At 60.2% G+C, this 18360-nt stretch carries 16 protein-coding genes and 1 tRNA gene; 6 read left to right on the forward strand and 11 right to left on the reverse strand.

The annotated features are described in order from the left end of the window. Positions 1-225 precede the first annotated feature (225 nt). Both PIB16_RS23180 and PIB16_RS23185 read left to right on the forward strand, forming a co-directional pair. Positions 226-1686 carry a phospholipase D-like domain-containing protein gene (locus PIB16_RS23180; protein ID WP_271046414.1) on the forward strand — a complete coding sequence of 487 codons (1461 nt, stop codon included), beginning with the start codon at positions 226-228 and terminating at the stop codon, positions 1684-1686. A gap of 49 nt (positions 1687-1735) precedes the next feature. After that, positions 1736-2581: an endonuclease/exonuclease/phosphatase family protein gene (locus PIB16_RS23185; RefSeq protein ID WP_078051654.1), complete on the forward strand. Its 846-nt coding sequence runs from the start codon at positions 1736-1738 to the stop codon at positions 2579-2581. Positions 2582-2628: 47 nt separating this feature from the next. Here the strand turns inward: PIB16_RS23185 and PIB16_RS23190 are convergent, their stop codons facing one another. From PIB16_RS23190 to PIB16_RS23205, 4 genes are all read right to left on the reverse strand, one after another. Beyond that, a complete protein-coding gene (locus PIB16_RS23190; RefSeq protein ID WP_065655566.1) occupies positions 2629-2832 on the reverse strand; it encodes a hypothetical protein in 204 nt (67 codons plus the stop codon). Positions 2833-3123: 291 nt separating this feature from the next. Next, positions 3124-6318 carry an efflux RND transporter permease subunit gene (locus PIB16_RS23195; RefSeq protein WP_271046407.1) on the reverse strand — a complete coding sequence of 1065 codons (3195 nt, stop codon included), beginning with the start codon at positions 6316-6318 and terminating at the stop codon, positions 3124-3126. A 130-nt stretch (positions 6319-6448) separates the two neighbouring features. Further along, positions 6449-7639 (reverse strand): efflux RND transporter periplasmic adaptor subunit, encoded by a 1191-nt coding sequence (locus tag PIB16_RS23200; RefSeq protein WP_078051656.1) that lies wholly within the window; start codon positions 7637-7639, stop codon positions 6449-6451. A gap of 56 nt (positions 7640-7695) precedes the next feature. After that, complete coding sequence (locus PIB16_RS23205; protein ID WP_020809339.1) at positions 7696-8502, reverse strand: alpha/beta hydrolase fold domain-containing protein; 807 nt, start codon at positions 8500-8502, stop codon at positions 7696-7698. A gap of 247 nt (positions 8503-8749) precedes the next feature. On the opposite strand from PIB16_RS23205, the gene PIB16_RS23210 reads away from it, so the two are divergent. Further along, entirely contained in the window at positions 8750-9649 is a 900-nt protein-coding gene (locus PIB16_RS23210) for a LysR family transcriptional regulator (protein ID WP_065655564.1), read from the forward strand. Between the two features lie 9 nt (positions 9650-9658). On the opposite strand, the gene PIB16_RS23215 is transcribed toward PIB16_RS23210, so the two are convergent. Continuing rightward, positions 9659-10558, reverse strand: a complete 900-nt coding sequence (locus PIB16_RS23215) for a LysR family transcriptional regulator (protein WP_271046408.1) — start codon at positions 10556-10558, stop codon at positions 9659-9661. A gap of 191 nt (positions 10559-10749) precedes the next feature. On the opposite strand from PIB16_RS23215, the gene PIB16_RS23220 reads away from it, so the two are divergent. Further along, positions 10750-11931, forward strand: coding sequence for an MFS transporter (locus PIB16_RS23220; protein WP_271046409.1), 1182 nt, complete (start codon positions 10750-10752; stop codon positions 11929-11931). A gap of 61 nt (positions 11932-11992) precedes the next feature. Further along, entirely contained in the window at positions 11993-12826 is an 834-nt protein-coding gene (locus PIB16_RS23225) for an aldo/keto reductase (protein ID WP_271046410.1), read from the forward strand. A 141-nt stretch (positions 12827-12967) separates the two neighbouring features. Here the strand turns inward: PIB16_RS23225 and PIB16_RS23230 are convergent. After that, positions 12968-13042: transfer RNA gene (locus PIB16_RS23230), tRNA-Gly, on the reverse strand. A 384-nt stretch (positions 13043-13426) separates the two neighbouring features. Between PIB16_RS23230 and PIB16_RS23235 the strand changes: the two genes are divergently transcribed. Then, positions 13427-13648: a hypothetical protein gene (locus PIB16_RS23235; protein ID WP_003522612.1), complete on the forward strand. Its 222-nt coding sequence runs from the start codon at positions 13427-13429 to the stop codon at positions 13646-13648. A 78-nt stretch (positions 13649-13726) separates the two neighbouring features. Here the strand turns inward: PIB16_RS23235 and dps are convergent, their stop codons facing one another. The 5 genes from dps to PIB16_RS23260 form a co-directional block, all read right to left on the reverse strand. Beyond that, on the reverse strand, positions 13727-14215 hold the full coding sequence (dps, locus tag PIB16_RS23240; RefSeq protein ID WP_003522611.1) for a DNA starvation/stationary phase protection protein Dps: 489 nt from the start codon (positions 14213-14215) through the stop codon (positions 13727-13729). Positions 14216-14337: 122 nt separating this feature from the next. Continuing rightward, a complete protein-coding gene (locus tag PIB16_RS23245) occupies positions 14338-15096 on the reverse strand; it encodes an iron ABC transporter ATP-binding protein (protein WP_078051660.1) in 759 nt (252 codons plus the stop codon). Continuing rightward, complete coding sequence (locus PIB16_RS23250; protein WP_271046411.1) at positions 15093-16061, reverse strand: iron chelate uptake ABC transporter family permease subunit; 969 nt, start codon at positions 16059-16061, stop codon at positions 15093-15095. Before PIB16_RS23250 ends, PIB16_RS23245 begins: the two co-directional genes overlap by 4 nt. Continuing rightward, positions 16054-17019, reverse strand: a complete 966-nt coding sequence (locus PIB16_RS23255) for an ABC transporter permease (protein ID WP_080815896.1) — start codon at positions 17017-17019, stop codon at positions 16054-16056. The genes PIB16_RS23250 and PIB16_RS23255 overlap by 8 nt, the downstream gene beginning before the upstream one ends. Positions 17020-17095: 76 nt before the next feature. Further along, positions 17096-18031: a siderophore ABC transporter substrate-binding protein gene (locus PIB16_RS23260; protein ID WP_080856734.1), complete on the reverse strand. Its 936-nt coding sequence runs from the start codon at positions 18029-18031 to the stop codon at positions 17096-17098. Positions 18032-18360 lie beyond the last annotated feature (329 nt).

Below are 18360 nucleotides of genomic sequence, written 5' to 3' on the forward strand. Positions count from 1 at the left end.
CACGGCCTTCTTGCTTTCAAACAAGGCAGAAAGCCCGCAAGTGCACCTCGCCCTGCCACTGCCCAAAGATCAAGATGCGCTCTCATGACATATCGCAAGGCCGGTTTCCACCGTTAATCCCGCAAGGGTCTGTCCCGCAAAAGCATGGCGCGGTCAGGTTCTTTGTCTCTGCCAGCGCTGCCTGCCTGTCATTGCGAGATTGCCGAAGTACTCTATAGTTGTACCATGCTCGATCTCGTCATTGCCTATTGGCCGCATATCCTTGCCGTTCTCTCGATTTTGATGGGAAGCGTGGCGGCCGTGCATGCCACGATGACGAAGGAGGAGGTCCGCTCCGCGCTCGGTTGGGTCGGCGTCATCGTGCTGTCGCCCGTCGTCGGCGCGGTCATCTATGCCATTGCCGGCATCAACCGCATTCGCCGGTCCAACATCACGCAGCAGCGGTCCTTCATGCAGGACGAGATCATGGATCGCGTGGCGCGTCTGGATGCGAGCGGCGACATGATCGCTGCGCGCTTCGGACGCCGTTTCGAGGCGATGAAGACGCTGGGCGACCGGGTGACGCGCCATGCGCTGACGACAGGCAACGGCATAGAGCCGCTGGTGACGGGGGATGCCGCCTATGCCGCCATGCTGGGGGCCATCAACGAGGCGAAGCGGTCGATCATTCTCGAAACATATATTTTCGACAATGACCGGATCGGCGCCCGCTTTGTCGCGGCGCTCGAAAGGGCGAAGTTCCGCGGCGTGGAGGTGCGGGTGCTGGTGGATGCGGTGGGCGCGCGTTATTCGGTGCCGAGCATCCTGCCGACGCTCAGGGAAAAGGGCATCGTCTGCGACGTCTTCAACGGCAATGTCATCATGGGGCTGCGGCTGCCCTATGCCAATCTGCGCACCCACCGCAAGATCCTCGTGGTGGACGGCCGCATCGCGTTCAGTGGCGGCATGAATATCCGTGAGGGGTTCACCCAGGAATTCGGCGGCGAAAGCCAGTCGCACGACACGCATTTCAAGATCACCGGGCCGGTCGTATCGGATTTTTTCTCCATCGCGGCGGAGGACTGGCGTTTCACGACGAAGGAACTGCTGGACACGCCCCTCTGGGATATCGCCATTCCCGATGGTGTGCCGGGTTCGCAGATCGTTGCCCGCGTCTGCTCCTCCGGGCCGGATAAAAGTATCGAGACCAGTCACAAGATGCTGATGGGTGCGTTTTCCGTCGCGCGCTCCTCCATTCTCATCATGTCGCCCTATTTTCTCCCCGATCGGGAGCTTATTTCGGCGCTCATAACCGCAGCAAGACGGGGAGTTGTTGTCGATATCATCGTGCCGAAAAGCAATAATCTGGTGCTTGTGGACAGGGCGATGACGGCGCAGTTCGACCAGATGTTGAGGAATTACTGCCGCATCTGGCGGGCGACGGGGGCTTTCAATCACTCCAAGCTTCTGGTGATCGACGGGCGCTGGAGCTACATTGGCTCTTCCAATCTCGATCCGCGTTCGCTGCGATTGAACTTTGAGATCGATCTCGAAGTTATGGATGAGGAATTCGCGGCGACAATCGGCGAGCGCATCCGGGATGCACGGGCAACCGCCTTGCCGGTGCGGCTCAGCGAACTGAATGCGCGGCCATTCGTTGTCCGTTTTGTGGAGCGTGTCCTGTGGCTCGCTTCGCCTTATCTTTAGAGTGCGGTGCGTCCAACAGGGCGCTGCGCGAGACCGGAGGCATCGACGCGTGAAAAAGAACGGTTTGCTGGATGATGAAAAAACGGCTTTGACGAAAAACACCAGCCTGTCCGCCTTCGTCATGCAGTCGCTGCGCGACCGTCGCCAGCGCCAGAATGCGGCGCCAGCGACGAAAGATCATTCCTTTCCGGTCATCGCCTCCTACAATGTGCATAAATGCGTCGGCCGCGACCGCAAGTTCGATCCCGATCGCACCAGCCGCGTCATTCAGGAAATCGGCGCTGACATCATCGCCCTTCAGGAAGCGGACAGCCGTTTCGGCGAGCGTACCGGTCTGCTCGATCTCGCGCGGCTGGAGCGGGAAAGCGGCCTCATTCCCGTGCCCGTGCAGGCCGGCGTGAAGGCGCATGGCTGGCACGGCAATGTCGTGCTGTTCAAGGAAGGCGCGGTCAGGGATGTGCATACGCTGAAATTGCCGGGGCTGGAGCCGCGCGGCGCGCTCGTCGTGGAGCTGGATCTAAAGCGGGGCGGCACGCTGCGGGTCATCGCCGCCCATTTCGGGCTTCTCAGACATTCCCGCGCCCAGCAGGCGAAAGCGTTGATCAGCCTTCTCGAAGCACGCAACGAATGCGCGACCATCCTCATGGGAGACCTGAACGAATGGCGTCTCGGCAACGGGTCGTCGCTCAATACGTTCCGGGATGCTTTTGGCGCTTTGCCGCCGGCGGTGCCGAGTTTTCCGTCCAACCTGCCGGTGCTGGCGCTCGACAGGATCATCGCCAATCGTGAAGGGCTGATCGAGCAGGTGGAGGCGCATGACAGCGCGCTGGCGCGCATCGCCTCGGATCATCTGCCGCTGAAGGCCGCAGTGCGGACCGACCTGCTGCCGGCCTGATCGCGTTGCGGCGTGGTGTGCCGCATAAAGGCGCCAAAAAGGCCGGATTAGACCCGTTGCGCCACCGTCATGTGGCTGCGCGAGCGCGCTTCAAGCAACGATGTGCGAATGGCTTCCATCAGCCGCTCGCGATTATTTCGGGTCTTGCCTCTGTCGAGATTTTGCGCGGCAAGCGCGAGATCGAGACCCTCATGCATCACTATCGAATAGGCAACGGTCGTTGCCCAGTTTTCGTAGTCCTGCTCCATCATGTCGCCCCTGAACTAAATCATTTAGTCCGAATCACCCTGTTCTTTAAAAATACCACAAAATACAAAGCATAAAATAGAATTGTTTCTTTTGATGTTCATCAATATGGCTGGATATATTGCATTTCTGACGCCTCCGATGCCGCTTAAATTATCTAGTGTTGCCGTGTAAGTATTTGAAACTGATTCTATTTCAGAAAACCCGCATGAACGTTTTGTGTCATAAAAAACGCCGCGCATCGGGGGATGCGCGGCGGGCTTGCGTCGAAGGTGGCGGTGGATGGGAGTGCGGTCTCAGCCGGCCTTTTCGAGCTTGTAGTCCGAATTGGCCGGTTCGTCCTGCTTGTGCTGGATGAGCGGACGATTGCCCGCCAGCCTGCGCACCAGCACGTAGAAGACCGGTGTCATGAAGATGCCGAAGAACGTTACGCCGATCATGCCGGAGAACACCGCGACACCCATGGCCGCACGCATTTCCGCACCTGCACCGGTGGAGACGACCAGCGGCACCACGCCCATGATGAAGGCGAGGGAGGTCATCAGGATCGGGCGCAGGCGAAGCCGGCTTGCCTCGATGGCCGCCTGAAGCGGCGTTCGTCCTTCGAATTCCAGCTCCCGGGCGAATTCCACGATCAGGATCGCGTTTTTCGCCGAGAGACCGACAAGGACGACAAGGCCGATCTGCGTAAAGATGTTGTTATCCCCTCCCGTCAGCCAGACACCCGTGAGGGCCGCAAGCACACCGAGCGGGACGATCAGGATGATCGCAATCGGCAAGGTGAGGCTTTCATATTGCGCGGCGAGCACGAGATAGACGAGCAGCAGCGCCAAGGGGAAGACCACGATGCTGGAATTGCCGGCCAGAATCTGCTGGTAGGTCAGGTCCGTCCATTCGTAGTCGACGCCTGCGGGCAGGGTTTCGGCAAGGATTTTTTCAATCGCCGCCTGTGCCTGTCCAGAGGAGAAGCCCGGCGCCGGACCGCCGTTGATATCGGCCGCAAGGAAGCCGTTATAACGGTTGGTGCGCTCCGGCCCCGTCGTCGCATTTACCTTCAAGAGCGTCGACAGCGGGATCATCTGACCCGATGCGGAGCGAACCTTCAGGCGACCGATATCTTCGGCATGGGCGCGGAACTGGGAATCCGCCTGAACCCGCACGCTGTAGGTCCGTCCGAAAGCATTGAAGTCGTTGACATAGAGCGAGCCCAGATAGATCTGCAGCGTCTGGAAGACGTCGCTGACTGAAACGCCCAGCTGTTCCGCCTTGGCGCGGTCGAGATCGGCGAAGAGCTGCGGCACGTTGATCTGGTAGCTGGAGAAGATGCCCGCGAGTTCCGGCGTTTGATAGGCCTTGCCGATCACGGCCTTCGTCGCTTCATCCAGCGTCTGATAGCCGTAGCCGGCGCGGTCTTCGATCTGCAGCTTGAAGCCGCCCGTCTGGCCGAGACCGTTGACCGGCGGCGGCGGGAACATGGCGATGAAGGCATCCTGAATGCCCGCATATTTCTGGTTCAGCTGCATGGCGATGGCGCCGCCGGACAGTTCCGGTGTCTTGCGCTCTTCGAAGTCATCGAGAACCGCAAAGACGATGCCGGAATTGGAGCCGATGGTGAAGCCGTTGATCGACAGGCCGGGGAAGGCGATGGCGTGGCTGACGCCGGGTGTTTCGAGCGCAATGTCGCTCATCCGCTTGATGACGCTTTCCGTGCGGTCAAGCGTTGCGCCGTCCGGAAGCTGGGCGAAGCCGATCAGGTACTGCTTGTCCTGCGCCGGCACGAAGCCGCTCGGGACGGTGGTGAACATGCCGTAGGTGGCGGCCACCAGCGCCATATAGACCATCATGACAAGGCTCTTGCGCGTCACCAGCCCGCCCACGGTCTTGCCGTAGCCGTTGGAGGCCGCACCGAAGGCGCGGTTGAAGCCGCGGAAGAACCAGCCGAGGATTTTATCCATGAAGCGGGTCAGCCAGTCTTTCGGTGCGCCGTGTTCCTTCAGCAGCAGGGCTGCAAGAGCGGGCGACAGCGTCAGCGAGTTGATGGCCGAAATGACGGTGGAGATCGCAATCGTCAGCGCGAACTGCCGGTAGAACTGGCCGGACAGGCCGGAGATGAAGGCAAGCGGCACGAAGACCGCGACCAGAACCAGCGCAATCGCGATGATCGGGCCGGAGACTTCGCGCATGGCCTTATAGGTGGCGTCACGCGGCGAGAGCCCGTTTTCGATATTTCGCTCGACGTTTTCGACGACAACGATGGCGTCATCCACCACGATGCCGATGGCGAGCACGAGACCGAACAGGGTCAACGCGTTGATGGAGAAGCCGAAGGCATACATGACGGCGAAGGTGCCGATGATCGAGACCGGAACCGCGATCAGCGGAATGATCGATGCGCGCCAGGTCTGCAGGAAGAGGATGACGACGAGCACCACGAGGCCAACGGCCTCGAGGAGTGTATCGACGACCTTCTCGATGGAGGAGCGCACGAATTTCGTCGTGTCGTAGACGATTTCGTATTTCACGCCATCGGGCATTGCCAATTGCAGATTGTCCATCGTGGCGCGGACATTGTCGGCGATTTCAATGGCGTTGGAGCCGGGGGCCTGAAGCACCGCGACAGCCACGGCGGGTTCGCCGTCGAGCAGCGAGCGCAGTGTGTAATCGGCCGCACCGAGTTCGATGCGGGCGACATCGCGCAGGCGGGTGATTTCACCGTTCGCGCCGCTCTTGACGATGATGTTGCCGAATTCCTCCGGCGTCGTCAGACGGCCCTGCGCATTGACGTTGAGTTGCAGGTCGACGCCATTGGGGCTTGGCGAGGCGCCGATGACGCCGGCTGCGGCCTGCACGTTCTGCTGGCGGATGGCGTCGGAAACGTCGCTGGCGGCCAGATCATGCTCTGCCACCTTCTGCGGGTCGAGCCAGACGCGCATGGAATAGTCACCAGCGCCGAAGACCTGCACCTGGCCGACACCTTCGATGCGGGCGAGGCGATCCTTGACGTTCAGCGTCGCATAGTTACGCAGATAAGTGATGTCATAGGCGTCGGTCTTGGAGACGAGGTTGACGACCATGATGAAGTCGGGCGAGCTCTTGACGGTGGTGATGCCGAGTGCGCGCACTTCCGCCGGCAAGCGCGGTTCGGCCTGCGACACGCGGTTCTGCACCAGCTGCTGCGCCTTGTCTGGGTCGGTGCCCAGCTTGAAGGTCACGGTCAGCGTCAGCACGCCATCGGACGTCGCCTGGCTTCCCATATAGAGCATGTCCTCGACGCCGTTGATCTGTTCTTCCAGCGGTGTCGCGACGGTTTCGGCAATAACGGTCGGGTTCGCACCGGGATAGGTGGCGCGCACGACGACGGATGGCGGAACGACTTCGGGATATTCCGAAATCGGCAGGGCGCGCATGCCGAGTAGGCCTGCCACCACAATCAGGACCGAAAGCACGGCAGCGAATACCGGCCGGTCGACAAAAAATCTGGAAATATTCATATCCAGTCCCTCTCCGGGTCTTTGGGAATGCGAAGGCCGTTCCGGCGGCAATTCTGCCGCCGGTGAAGGCCGGTTCTGTCTGAAGGGGCGTCTCGCGGGAGGCGGGACGCTTACTGATCAAAGAGGTGGGTTACTGCGAAGCAGCAACCTTGTCTTCCGCCTGCGGTGCGACGGTGGCGCCGGGACGAATGCGCTGCAGGCCGTTGACGACGATCGTATCACCGGCGGCAAGGCCGCTTTCGATGATGCGCTGGCCATCGGCCGGTGCGCCCGGCTTGATCTGGCGGTAGCTTACCTTGTTTTCGGCATCGACCACGAAGACGAAACGCTTGTCCTGATCCGTGCCGATGGCTCGGTCGCTGATGACGATGCGGTTTTCCGGCTTCGGTTCACCCATGCGCACCCGCACGAACTGGCCGGGAATGAGCCTGCCGTCCGGATTTTCGAAGACGGCGCGGACACCGATGGTGCCGCTTGCCGAATCCACCTGGTTGTCGATCAGATGCAGCGTGCCCTTGATCGGCGTGCCCTCATCCGAAAGCGTGCCGATTTCCACCGGGATCTGTTCGAGAGCGGGCAGGGCGCCGTCCGTCTGCGGCAGTTCGGCAAGCGCTTTGGCCACCACGCCTTCGCTGGCATTGAAGCTGGCATAGATCGGGTTGACCGATACCAGTGTCGTGAGCGCCGGCGAGGTCGAGCCGGCGGCGACGAGGTTGCCGGCGGTGATTTCAATGCGGCCGACGCGGCCGGAAACCGGGGCGAGGATTTCGGTATAACCGAGATCGAGCTGAGCCGTGGTCAGCGCTGCGCGGGCGGCGCGAAGCTGGGCTTCGGCATCCGCAAACGAGCTTTGCCGCTGGTCGAGATCGCTCTGGGAGATGGTGCGGTTATCGGAAAGCCTGCGGCCACGGTCGAGTTCCGTTTTGGCAAGGCTGACCTTGGCTTCGGCGGAAGCGACCTGGCCTTCAGCACCCGCAACAGCGGCCTGATAAGGGGCCGGGTCGATGGTGAAGAGAGGATCGCCTTCCTTCACCAGCGCGCCTTCGCGGAAATGCACGGCCTTGATCTGGCCGGCGACGCGGGAGCGGATCTGCACCCGGTCAACGGCTTCGAGACGGCCGGAAAACTCTTCCCAGCGCATCACGTCGCGGCTTTCCACCTTGGCGACGGTAACCGGGATTGCCGGTGTTTCAGCAGGCGTCGAAGCGGCCGTTGCATCGCGGCTGGTGGGGAGGTCGAAAAACAGTGCTGCTGCTGCAACGGACATGGCAAGCCCGATGCCGGCACCCGTCAGGGCCCGGCGCTTTGTGTTCAGCGTCATGGGTATCTCCTTGGCCCCCGATCGGGAGCAGGTCGTTCATAAATAAATGCGAATTTTCAGTGCTTTAACTGGTCAACGAAGGTCTTGAACTCCGAACAGACGGATGAGACCCATCCGCCGCCCTCTCCTTGATAAAGCCCCGTCCAGCCGACACCGGCGGGGAAAACATGCTGCCGGACGCTGACACCGGAGGCGATGAGGCGGTCTGCATAATTGACCGTTTCGTCGCGCAGAGGGTCGTCCTCGGCGGTAAAGATCAGCGCCGGCGCCACCCGGTTCAGCCGCGTGCACTGGCAGGGCGCGGCATAGGGGTGGAAAAACCCGCACGCCTTGGCAAGGTAATGGCTCCAGCCATCGGCCCAGCGCTGGCGCATGCCGATCCTGTCCGCATCGCGGAAGGATTCCGTCGTCATCATCGGGTCGATCATGGGCGACAGAAGAATCTGGCCTGCGAGTTTGCCCGGCATGCGGTCGCGGGCCTTCAAGGCAAGCCCCGCCGCCACATTGCCGCCAGCCTCTTCGCCGGCCACGAACAGCAGCGATTTCGCGCCGCCATAATGCTTGCGGTCCCGGCTCAGATGATCGAGCGCCTCATAGGCGCAATCGATGACCATCGGAAACTCGTTGCCGGACGGCTTGCTGTAATCGGCTTCCACGACCACCGCGCCGCTTTCCGCGAGCGCGCGAGCCACCGGAAGCTCGGGGCAATTGCCGCCCGGCTCGAGACCGGGTTCCAGAAACGATCCGCCGCGCAGATAAAGCACGACAGGCGGATGGCTGCAGAGGCAGGAACCTTCATAACGGCGCACGGAGAGCTTCGACGCGGACGTCTCGCTACCCATATTTTCCCAATGCGCGTTCATGACTCCAGATCCTTTGCCCGCCACTTAAAGCGTGTTGCGATCCTTCGGATACGCTCCTGCGCTTTAAGTTTTTATCTTGCCGCATGTCGTCACCGCAAAACCGCAACGCACTTTGCGCGACATGCTTCAAGGCGGATCATATTGCAAAATCTGAAATCCATATTATTGTTCGGATCGAAACGATCAAGCATGCAAATTTGAAAACACTATTCCGAAATCACGGATAATCATATCTCCGAGGCAGTGAATGGATCAGCTCTCCGCCATGCGGGTTTTTACGCGGGTCGTGGAAACCGGCAATTTCAGCCGCGCCGCCACCGCGCTGAACATGCCGAAAACCACTGTTACCAATATGGTGCAGGCGCTGGAGGCGCATTTGCACACCACACTTCTCAACCGCACCACGCGCCGGGTGATGCTGACAACGGACGGCGCTCTCTATTATGAGCGGGCCTCACAGATTTTATCGGAAATCGAAGAACTCGACGGTAGCATGTCCAGCGCTCAGGTGCAGCCATCCGGCCGGTTGCGGGTGGAAATGGCCGGTGTCTTCGCGGACCTGGTGGTTATCCCACATCTTTGCGAATTTTACCAGCGTTATCCGCAAATCCGTCTCGACCTCGGTGTCGGCGACCGTCTGGTCGATTATATCGCGGAGAATGTCGACTGTGCGCTGCGGGTCGGCGTGCTGCGCGATCAGTCGCTGATTGCCCGTAAAGTGGGCGAACTCCGGTTCGAGACATTCGCCTCGCCGTCCTACATCGAAAATTTCGGTATGCCGCAAGAACCGGAGGATCTGGAGAAGGAGCATTATTCGGTGGGCTACCTCAATGCCACCACCGGCCAGATCATGCCGGCCTCCTTCGACAATGGCGTGCGCAGCGTCGAGCTGACCCCGAATTATGTCGTCTCGGTCAATGACAGCCGCACCTATCTCAATGCGGCGCTGGCCGGCATGGGTATCGTGCAGCTTCCCGTTTTCATGGTGAGGGATGCGCTTTCGCGGGGAGAACTGGTGCCGGTGCTTTCCGAGTGGCGGCGCGAGGCCATGCCGATCTATGTGGTCTATCCCCAGACCCGGCATGTAACCAACAAGGTCCGCGTTTTTGTCGACTGGCTGGCCAAGTTGGTGCACGGCCTGGTGTGAGGCGGCCAGTCACCGCCCGACCCTTGCTGCGACAAAATCGATGAAGGCGCGAACGCGGGCGGCCAGGCGTTCGTGACCGGCATAAACCGCGTGGATCACTTCCATCTCCTCGGCATTGTAGTCTTCCAGCACCGGTACGAGCAGGCCCGCCTTTATATCCGGCTCGATATGAAATTCGCCGACCCTTCCCAGTCCCAGGCCCGTCAGGCAGAGCCTTCGCATGGCCATGCCGCTGTTGACCGAGACATTGCCCGTTACGGGCAGACGGTAAACTTCCGCAGAGCCGGGGTTGCGAAACGGCCATTCGTTGAGGCTGCGGCTGAAATTGAAGCTGAAGCAATTGTGCCGCGCCAGATCCTGCGGTTTTTCCGGCATTCCGTGTCGTTCGATATAGGCGGGGGAGGCGACGATGACGCGGCGGACTTCCTTCAGCTTTCTCGCCTTCAGGGATGAATCTCCCATCGCGCCCGAGCGGATGGCGATATCGGTGCGTTCCTCGATCAGGCTGATGACGCCGTCGGTCAGCGAGATATCCAGCTCGATTTCCGGATAAAGCGACAAAAATTCCGGCGCAAGCGGCAGCAGATAACGTTCGCCGAAGCCCAGCGTGGTGTTGACGCGCAAAAGGCCGCGCGGCACCACCTTGCCGCCGCTCGCCACGATCTGCTCGGTCTCGGCTATATCGGCGAGAATGCGCCTTGCCCGCGCAAGATAGACTTCGCCCTCCGGTGTGAGCGTGACAAGCCGGGTGGAGCGGGCAAGAAGCCGGGTGCCAAGGCGGTCTTCGATACGGGTGACAAGCTTGCTCACCGCCGAGGGTGAAAGCTTCAGCCTGCGCCCGGCGGCGGAAAAGCTGCCAAGTTCCGCCGCCGCCACGAAGACTTCCATTTCTCCGGCCCGATTGTCCATCGCCGCACCACCTGTGAAATCAATTCAAAGGTATTTATCCAACCTTGCCGATTATCATGCAAGTCCCCTTCGCCCATATTGCGTCCATGGATTTGATCCAACCGGATAGCATCGCTATCCAAATGATCCAACCGGACGGCGTTGCTGTCCAGAACGCCCGCGATCCCGCTCCGGGCGAAGAGGTATTTGTCATGCCATTGGCCTTATTTGCCCTGACGATCGCGGCCTATGCGATCGGCACCACGGAGTTCGTGATTGTCGGTCTTCTGCCGACGGTCGCGACCGATCTCAACATTACCCTGCCGCTTGCCGGCCTCATCGTCAGCGTTTATGCGCTGGGCGTCACCTTCGGTGCGCCGATCCTGACGGCGCTAACCGGCAGGATCGAAAGAAAGCCGCTGCTGCTCGGCCTGATGGCCCTGTTCATCATCGGCAACAGCGCTGCGGCCCTGTCGCCCAGCTATGAGATGCTGCTTGTCGCCCGCGTCATCGCCGCTTTCGCCCATGGCGTCTTCTTTTCGGTCGGCTCCACCATCGCCGCCGATCTCGTGCCGGAAAATCGCCGCGCCTCGGCCATTGCCATGATGTTCATGGGGCTGACGGTCGCCATCGTCACCGGCGTTCCGCTTGGCACCTATATCGGGCAGGTCTTCGGCTGGCGTGCGACCTTCTGGGTCGTTGCCGCCCTTGGCGTCATCGCCTTCTTCGGCATTGCCACGCTTCTGCCGAACACGCTCAAGAAGGCGCCGCCGGCAAGCCTGTTCGATCAGGTCCGTGTTCTCGGCTCTGGTCGCCTGCTCATCGTTTTCGCCATGACCGCGCTTGGTTACGGCGGCACCTTCGTCGCCTTCACCTTCCTTGCGCCGATCCTGCAGGATGTCACCGGCTTTTCCGAAAAGAGCGTCAGCCTGATCCTCGTGCTCTATGGCATCGCCATTGCGGCCGGCAATATCGGCGGCGGCAGGATCGCCAACCATAACCCGGCCAGGGCGCTGATCGGCCTCTTCCTGGCGCAGGCCATCGTACTGCTCGTCTTTTCCTTCACCGCCTTCTCGCCGGTGCTGACGCTCATCACGCTTGCCGCGCTCGGCTTCCTGTCCTTCGCCAATGTTCCCGGCCTGCAGCTTTATGTGGTGCAGCTTGCCAAGGAACATCGCCCCGGCGCTGTCGATGTCGCCTCGGCGCTCAACATCGCCGCCTTCAACCTCGGCATCGCCATTGGCGCATGGCTTGGCGGTCTGGTGGTGGAATCGCCGATGGGTCTTGCCGCAACCCCGTGGGTCGGCGCCATCCTCGTCGCCGTGGCCCTGCTCCTGACCCTCTGGAGCAGCATGCTCGACCGCCGCGCCGCGCTGACGCTGAAAACCGCCTGAACTTTTCATAAAATTCCCGGCCGCTCCCAAGTCGGCCGGGTCACGTCAAAGGAGAAAATATATGTTTGATGTCACCGCAAATGGCGCTTCGATCCCGGCGCTGGGTTTCGGCACGTTTCGTATTCCCGGTGCCGATGTGCTGCGCATCGTTCCCCATGCGCTGAAAGCCGGTTTCCGCCATATCGATACCGCCCAGATCTACGGCAATGAGGCCGAGGTCGGTGAAGCCATCGCTGCTTCGGGCGTGGCGCGCGGCGACGTGTTTCTCACCACCAAGGTCTGGGTCGAGAACTACAGGCATAATGCCTTCCTCGCCTCCGTGGATGAGAGCCTGAAAAAGCTGAAGACCGATTATGTCGACCTGCTGCTGCTGCATTGGCCGAACGAGGCGGTTTCGCTTGCAGAACAGATCGGCGCGCTGAACGCGGTAAAGGAAGCGGGCAAGGTGCGCCATATCGGCGTTTCCAATTTCAGCACGGCGCTGATGGCCGAGGCGGTGAAGTTGTCCAAGGCCCCGATCGTGACCAACCAGATCGAATACCACCCCTATATCGATCAGGACGTGGTTATCGCCGCGGCAAAGGCCGCCGGCATGTTGGTGACGGGTTACTACGGCATGGCCGATGGCAAGGTGTTTAATGATCCGGTGCTGAAGGAAATCGCCGCAGGCCGTGGCAAGTCGGTGGCGCAGGTGGTGCTGCGCTGGCTCGTGCAGCAGCAGGGTGTCATCGCACTGTCGAAGACGGTCAGCGAAGCCCGCGTCGATGAAAATCTCGCCATCTTCGATTTCGAACTTTCGGCCGATGAAATGGCGGCGATCCGCGCGCTTGCCAGGCCGGATGGCCGCATCGTTTCACCGGAAGGGCTTGCACCCGTCTGGGACAAGGCCGCCTGATAATAAGAGCCGGGGAGGGAACGCCCTTCCCGGTTTGCCCGTGCGTGGGAAATCCTCGCGCGGCAATGCTCCTCACAGCCCATGGAAACGACGCGTTTCACATCGGGTGCAGTGAAGATTTATCTGCCTGTTCTGGAAATTTGGAGCGGGCGAAGGGATTTGAACCCTCGACCCCAACCTTGGCAAGGTTGTGCTCTACCCCTGAGCTACACCCGCTCAAATCCACCGGTCCGGGGTAGTTCGCTGAACCGTGGGCCGCCGAAGCGGCGACGGGTGCTATATCGCTCAATCGTTTTTGGAATGCAACAGTTTCTTTTGTGGTTTCGGTGGAAATCCACCTGCGTGCGGATTTATCCGAAAGCTGGCGGCCATCACGGCTGACGACCAGGGGATTTACGTTGAAGATATTGTTTCAGCTGGTTTTTATCCCCCTGCCATGGGTTGGTGACCGGCGGGAATGCCAGAAAATAACCTATTTACATTTGGTTAAAATCTGATTCGACAAGTGATTCGTTCGGGTGTACAAATTCCCTGTCCACAAGAAAAATCAAAACGATATTGGGAACGATGTTTGGCATATCATCATCGGGAGGATGAGCCTTGTCGTACGCAGCTTTTGAACGGGTTGGCGCACAATTGTCGCCGGAGCAGATCACCGATCTGCAGACTATTTTCGATGGCGTATGTTTCGAATGCTTTCAAGACCGCAGCAGCCATGTTGCCAACGAGTGCGCGGCGGTTTTGATCCGTAGCGCCCAGCGCGGCATTCTCGACCATGAGATGTTGCGCGATATCGGTCTTGCGGTTTTACGTCGGCACTGATTGCGCCATATGACAATAAAAAAGCGCCCGAGCATCTCGGGCGCTTTCGTGTGTGTTGGGGCGGCAGCCGCTTCCGGCTCAGCTCTTTTCCTGCACATGCGCTTCGAGGAACCAGAGCGACTTGTCGAGATCGCGCGAGGCGGCGGTGAAGATGTCCGCCGTCGTCGGGTCGCCCGCCTCGTCGGAATCGTCGATAGCCTTGCGGATCATGTTCGCGACTTCGCCATAACGCTCGATCAGCTCATCCAGATGGTCGTGGATCTTATAGATATCGGTCGGATAGGCCTTGAGCTTCGTCGTCGACGAGACGGATTGCAGGCTGCCGAGCGCCGTGCCGCCAAGCTGGACAACACGCTCGGCAATAGTATCGCCATGATTGTCGAGCTGGGTGCGGAAAGTGTCGAGAAGTTCATGCACGGCGATGAATTGCGGGCCCTTGAGGTTCCAGTGCGCCTGCTTGGTGATGAGCGCAAGGTCAATCACCGAGGCCAGCGATTCGTTGAGGATGCCGATCACGGTCGACTTGGCGTTGGAAGGCAGGTCGTTCTTCGTCTTGTGCGTCTTCATCGATGTCTCCTGAAGTTGCGGACGGAATGCCGCTTTGGAAAAGTCCGTCGTTTAACGTCCGGGCCTGAGGCCCTGTTCCATGCTAAGCACTGGGACAGCGAAAATCCTGCACAATCATCATGTCATTCGTAAAACAGGCAGATGCGCCGGCCGTCTATCTCATTGACGCGGATCGGCATGTCGTAGATGTCCTTGAGGACATCCGGACGGATGATCTCTTCCGCCGGCCCATGATGGCAGATGCGGCCTTCGCGCATGGCGATGATGGTGTCGGAATACCAGGAGGCAAAGTTGATGTCGTGCAGCACCAGAACCACGGTCTTCTTCAGCTCGTCAGCGGCGCGGCGCATGATCTTCATCATGCTGGAGGCGTGTTTCATGTCGAGGTTGTTGAGCGGCTCGTCGAGCAGCACGTAATCGGTATCCTGGCACAGCACCATGGCCACGAAGGCGCGCTGGCGCTGGCCGCCGGAAAGCTCGTCCAGAAACCGGCCGGCAAGGGCTTCGAGGTGCAGATATTCCAGCGCCCGGTCGATATGGACTTTGTCCTCGATGGTGGGGCGGCCCTTGGAATAGGGGTAACGGCCGAAACCGACGAGGTCGCGCACCGTCAGGCGCGAAGAGATGTGGTTGTCCTGCCGCAATATAGAAAGCCGCTTGGCCAGCGTATCGGATGGGGTTTTCGTGACATCCAGACCGTCCACCGTCACCGTTCCGGCATCCATCGACATCAGCCTTGCGACGATGGAAAGCAGCGTCGATTTTCCAGCACCATTCGGCCCGATGATGGAGGTGACGCCGCCTGCCGGAATGGAGACGGAGACGCCATCGACGACGAGGCTGTCGCCATAGGATTTGCTGATCTGACTGGCGATGATCATCGCGCACCCCGCTTCAGAATAAGACCGATAAAGACGATACCGCCCAGAAATTCGATGATGATCGAGAGCGCCGTATCGAAGGCGAAGACCCGCTCCAGCACCACCTGACCGCCCACGAGGCAAATCACGGCGATGAGGATCGCCGCCGGCAACACATAGGCGTGTTTGCCATTGCCGGTAAGATAATGGGCAAGGGCCGCGACCAGCAGCCCGAAGAACATGACCGGGCCGACGAGAGCGGTAGAGACGGCGACCAGCACGGAGACCAGCACGAGGATGATGGTGACCGTGCGCTTGTATTCGACCCCCAGGCTGATGGCCGTTGCGCGGCCGAGCGAGAGGACGTCGAGCGTGTGCATGAGCCTGAGCCCGATGATGGTCACCACGCCGATGATAATGGCGGAGACGGCAAGAAGCGTCGGATCGATGGAATTGAAGCTGGCGAACAGCACATCCTGCAGCACCGTATATTCATTGGGGTCCAGCACGCGCTGCATGAAACCCGAGAGGCTGCGGAAGAAGACGCCGAAGACGATGCCGACCAGCACCAGAAGATGCAGGCTGCGTTCCGCGCCGACGAAAAGCCAGCGATAGAGCAGGGCGGAAAAGGCGACGAGCAGCGCGGTCTCCGTGAGAAATTTCAGCTGCGGATCGATCAGGACGACGGTTGCCGAGCCGAAAACGAAGATCAGCCCGGTCTGCATCAGCACGTAAAGCGAATCGAAACCCATGACCGAAGGGGTGAGGATGCGGTTGTTGGTGACGGTCTGGAACAGCACGGTGGAGACCGCGATGGCATAGGCCACCAGCAAGAGCGACAGAAGTTTGATGCCGCGAAACGGCAGTACGAAGCTCCAGCTGCCCTTGGCGCCAAGCGTCATGAAGGCGGCCATGGAGATGAGTGCGAATACCGCAAGCACCAGCAGAACGGTTTTTGCACGCCGGTCGGGATGTCTCTCAAGCATGGTGGCGTTTCCGCAGCAGGAGATAGAGGAACAGCGCGCTGCCAATGACGCCGACCACGGTTCCGATGGGTATTTCGTAAGGCGCACGCACGGTGCGGCCGATGATATCGCAGGAAAGCACGAAGACCGCGCCGAGCGTCGCCACCCAGGGCACCGAGCGGCGCATATTGTCACCGATCATCAGGCTGACGACATTCGGCACGATCAGGCCGAGAAAGGGGATCATGCCGACGGTGACGACGACGACCGCGCTGACCAGCGAGACGATGGTGAGGCCGAGCGCCATGACGCGGCGATAGTTGAGGCCGAGATTGGTGGTGAAATCGCGACCCATGCCGGCCACGGTGAAGCGGTCTGCCGCGAGATAGGCGGCGATGGCGAAGAGGAAGCCGACCCACAGCAACTCATAACGGCCGCGCAGCACACCGGAAAAATCCCCCGTCATCCATGCGCCCAGCGATTGCAGGAGATCAAAACGATAAGCGAAGAAGGTGGTGACGGCGGAGATGACGCCGCCCAGCATGATGCCGATCAGCGGCACCAGCAGCACGTCGCGCAGCGGCACCTGCCTCAGGATACGCAGGAACAGCGCGGTACCGGCGAGCGCGAAAACGGCGGCCACCAGCATCTTGCCGAAGATCGGCGTATCCGGCGCCAGCAGGGTGATGGTGAGCAGGCCAAGGCCGGCGGATTCGGTGGTGCCCGCCGTCGAAGGTTCCACGAAGCGGTTACGCACCAGCATCTGCATGATGAGCCCGGCAATCGCCATCGAGCTTCCGGCCAGTATCAACGCCAGCGTGCGCGGAATGCGGCTGACGAGCAGCACGCGCAGCGCGTCCGCGCTGGTATCAGGCGAAAAGAGCGTCGCGAGCGAGACATTGCTGACGCCGACGAACAGGCTGGTGATGGCGAGCACCAGAGCCAGAAGAAGGGCTGATATCAGTGAAAGGGACTTCACGTTGGCGGTTTCCGGAAAAGGCGAAAGCTCCCGGTAGCCTCAAGCCATCGGGAGCCCTGATGTTGTTCGGCAGGGGTTATTTCTTCTCGGAGACGGCCTTGTAGACCTGATCGAGCAGGGTGGAGAGCGCCGTATAACCGCTGCTGACGATATAGGCCGCCTGCGGATCGAGATAGACGATCTGCTTTTTCTTCCAGGCATTGGTCTGGTGCACCAGCTCGTTGTCCAGCACCTGGGCTGCCGCCTTGCCGGGATCGGTGGCGCGGCCGATGCCGGCGTCGCGGTCGATCACGAACAGCCATTCGGGGTTCACCTCGGCCAGATATTCGAAGGAGACGACATCGCCGCGGTCGAAGCGGTCGTCGATGTCGGCTGCGACCGGCTTGAAGCCGATTTCGGTGTGCAGCCAACCGGTGCGCGAGCTCGGGCCATAAACGCCGACCTTGCCGGCATTGGTGACGAGGATCATCGCCGTGCCGGAATTGGGTGCGATTTCCTTCAGCTTGGCCACTTTTTCATCGATGGCGGCATCGAGCTTCCTGGCTTCTTCCTGCTTGCCGAAGATATCGCCGAGCTTGGTGATGTTGGCTTTGACGCTGCCGATGAATTCCTTGGAATCCACCGACATGTCGATGGCGGGCGTGATCTTCGCAACGTCCGGATATTTCGCGCGCGAACGGCCGCCGACAATGACGAGATCGGCCTCGGCCGCATTGATCGCCTCATAATCAGGCTCAAACAGCGTGCCGACCTTCAGATATTTGCCGTCGGCATATTTCTGCAGATAGGTGGGCAGGTTGGAGCCGACGACACCGGCGGGCTCGACGCCGAGCGCATCTAGATTGTCGAGAGAGGGAATATCGAGAACCAGAACCTTCTTCGGCGCCGCCTTCAGCACGGTCTCGCCCTGCGCGTGCTTGATCGTCATTTCTTCGGCACTCGCCGTCATCGCGCCGAGGCTGAAGGCCGCTGCCGCCAGCAGCCGAACGGGGAAGGTGAAGTTGATGGCCACTTAATATGTCCCTTGCAATATGGTTCCGAGCCGGCGGACGTGATCCCGCCGGGTTAACTTGATGTTGACGATCAGCTTTATTGGCAAGGTCGGCGGAAATCAAAATTATGTTTTAGAACGGTTCTGAATTGCGGTGAGCGGGAAATGTGCGGGTGGAAAAGTATGGCCTGCAGTCTGTCCGGACGTCATCCTCGGCCGTTGAACAAAATCGACAGGTCGCAGATCCTCGGCACAAGGCCACTGCTGTCCGGTTTAAATTTGGTGGACATGGCGCACGGTGTTGATTCTACTCGTATTCGAGCGTTTGGCGACGATCTCGGACACGAAAG

The organism is Agrobacterium sp. ST15.13.015, assembly GCF_027871645.1.
GTDB classification, from domain to species: domain Bacteria; phylum Pseudomonadota; class Alphaproteobacteria; order Rhizobiales; family Rhizobiaceae; genus Agrobacterium; species Agrobacterium leguminum.

Coding starts and splice junctions, on each gene's coding strand:
- PIB16_RS23200 (WP_078051656.1), bottom strand. CDS start 7,639: ATGACGCTGAACACAAAGCGCCGGGCCCTGACGGGTGCCGGCATCGGG.
- PIB16_RS23220 (WP_271046409.1), top strand. CDS start 10,750: ATGCCATTGGCCTTATTTGCCCTGACGATCGCGGCCTATGCGATCGGC.
- PIB16_RS23245 (WP_078051660.1), bottom strand. CDS start 15,096: ATGATCATCGCCAGTCAGATCAGCAAATCCTATGGCGACAGCCTCGTC.
- PIB16_RS23250 (WP_271046411.1), bottom strand. CDS start 16,061: ATGCTTGAGAGACATCCCGACCGGCGTGCAAAAACCGTTCTGCTGGTG.
- PIB16_RS23215 (WP_271046408.1), bottom strand. CDS start 10,558: ATGGACAATCGGGCCGGAGAAATGGAAGTCTTCGTGGCGGCGGCGGAA.
- PIB16_RS23225 (WP_271046410.1), top strand. CDS start 11,993: ATGTTTGATGTCACCGCAAATGGCGCTTCGATCCCGGCGCTGGGTTTC.
- PIB16_RS23195 (WP_271046407.1), bottom strand. CDS start 6,318: ATGAATATTTCCAGATTTTTTGTCGACCGGCCGGTATTCGCTGCCGTG.
- PIB16_RS23190 (WP_065655566.1), bottom strand. CDS start 2,832: ATGATGGAGCAGGACTACGAAAACTGGGCAACGACCGTTGCCTATTCG.
- dps (WP_003522611.1), bottom strand. CDS start 14,215: ATGAAGACGCACAAGACGAAGAACGACCTGCCTTCCAACGCCAAGTCG.
- PIB16_RS23180 (WP_271046414.1), top strand. CDS start 226: ATGCTCGATCTCGTCATTGCCTATTGGCCGCATATCCTTGCCGTTCTC.
- PIB16_RS23210 (WP_065655564.1), top strand. CDS start 8,750: ATGGATCAGCTCTCCGCCATGCGGGTTTTTACGCGGGTCGTGGAAACC.
- PIB16_RS23205 (WP_020809339.1), bottom strand. CDS start 8,502: ATGAACGCGCATTGGGAAAATATGGGTAGCGAGACGTCCGCGTCGAAG.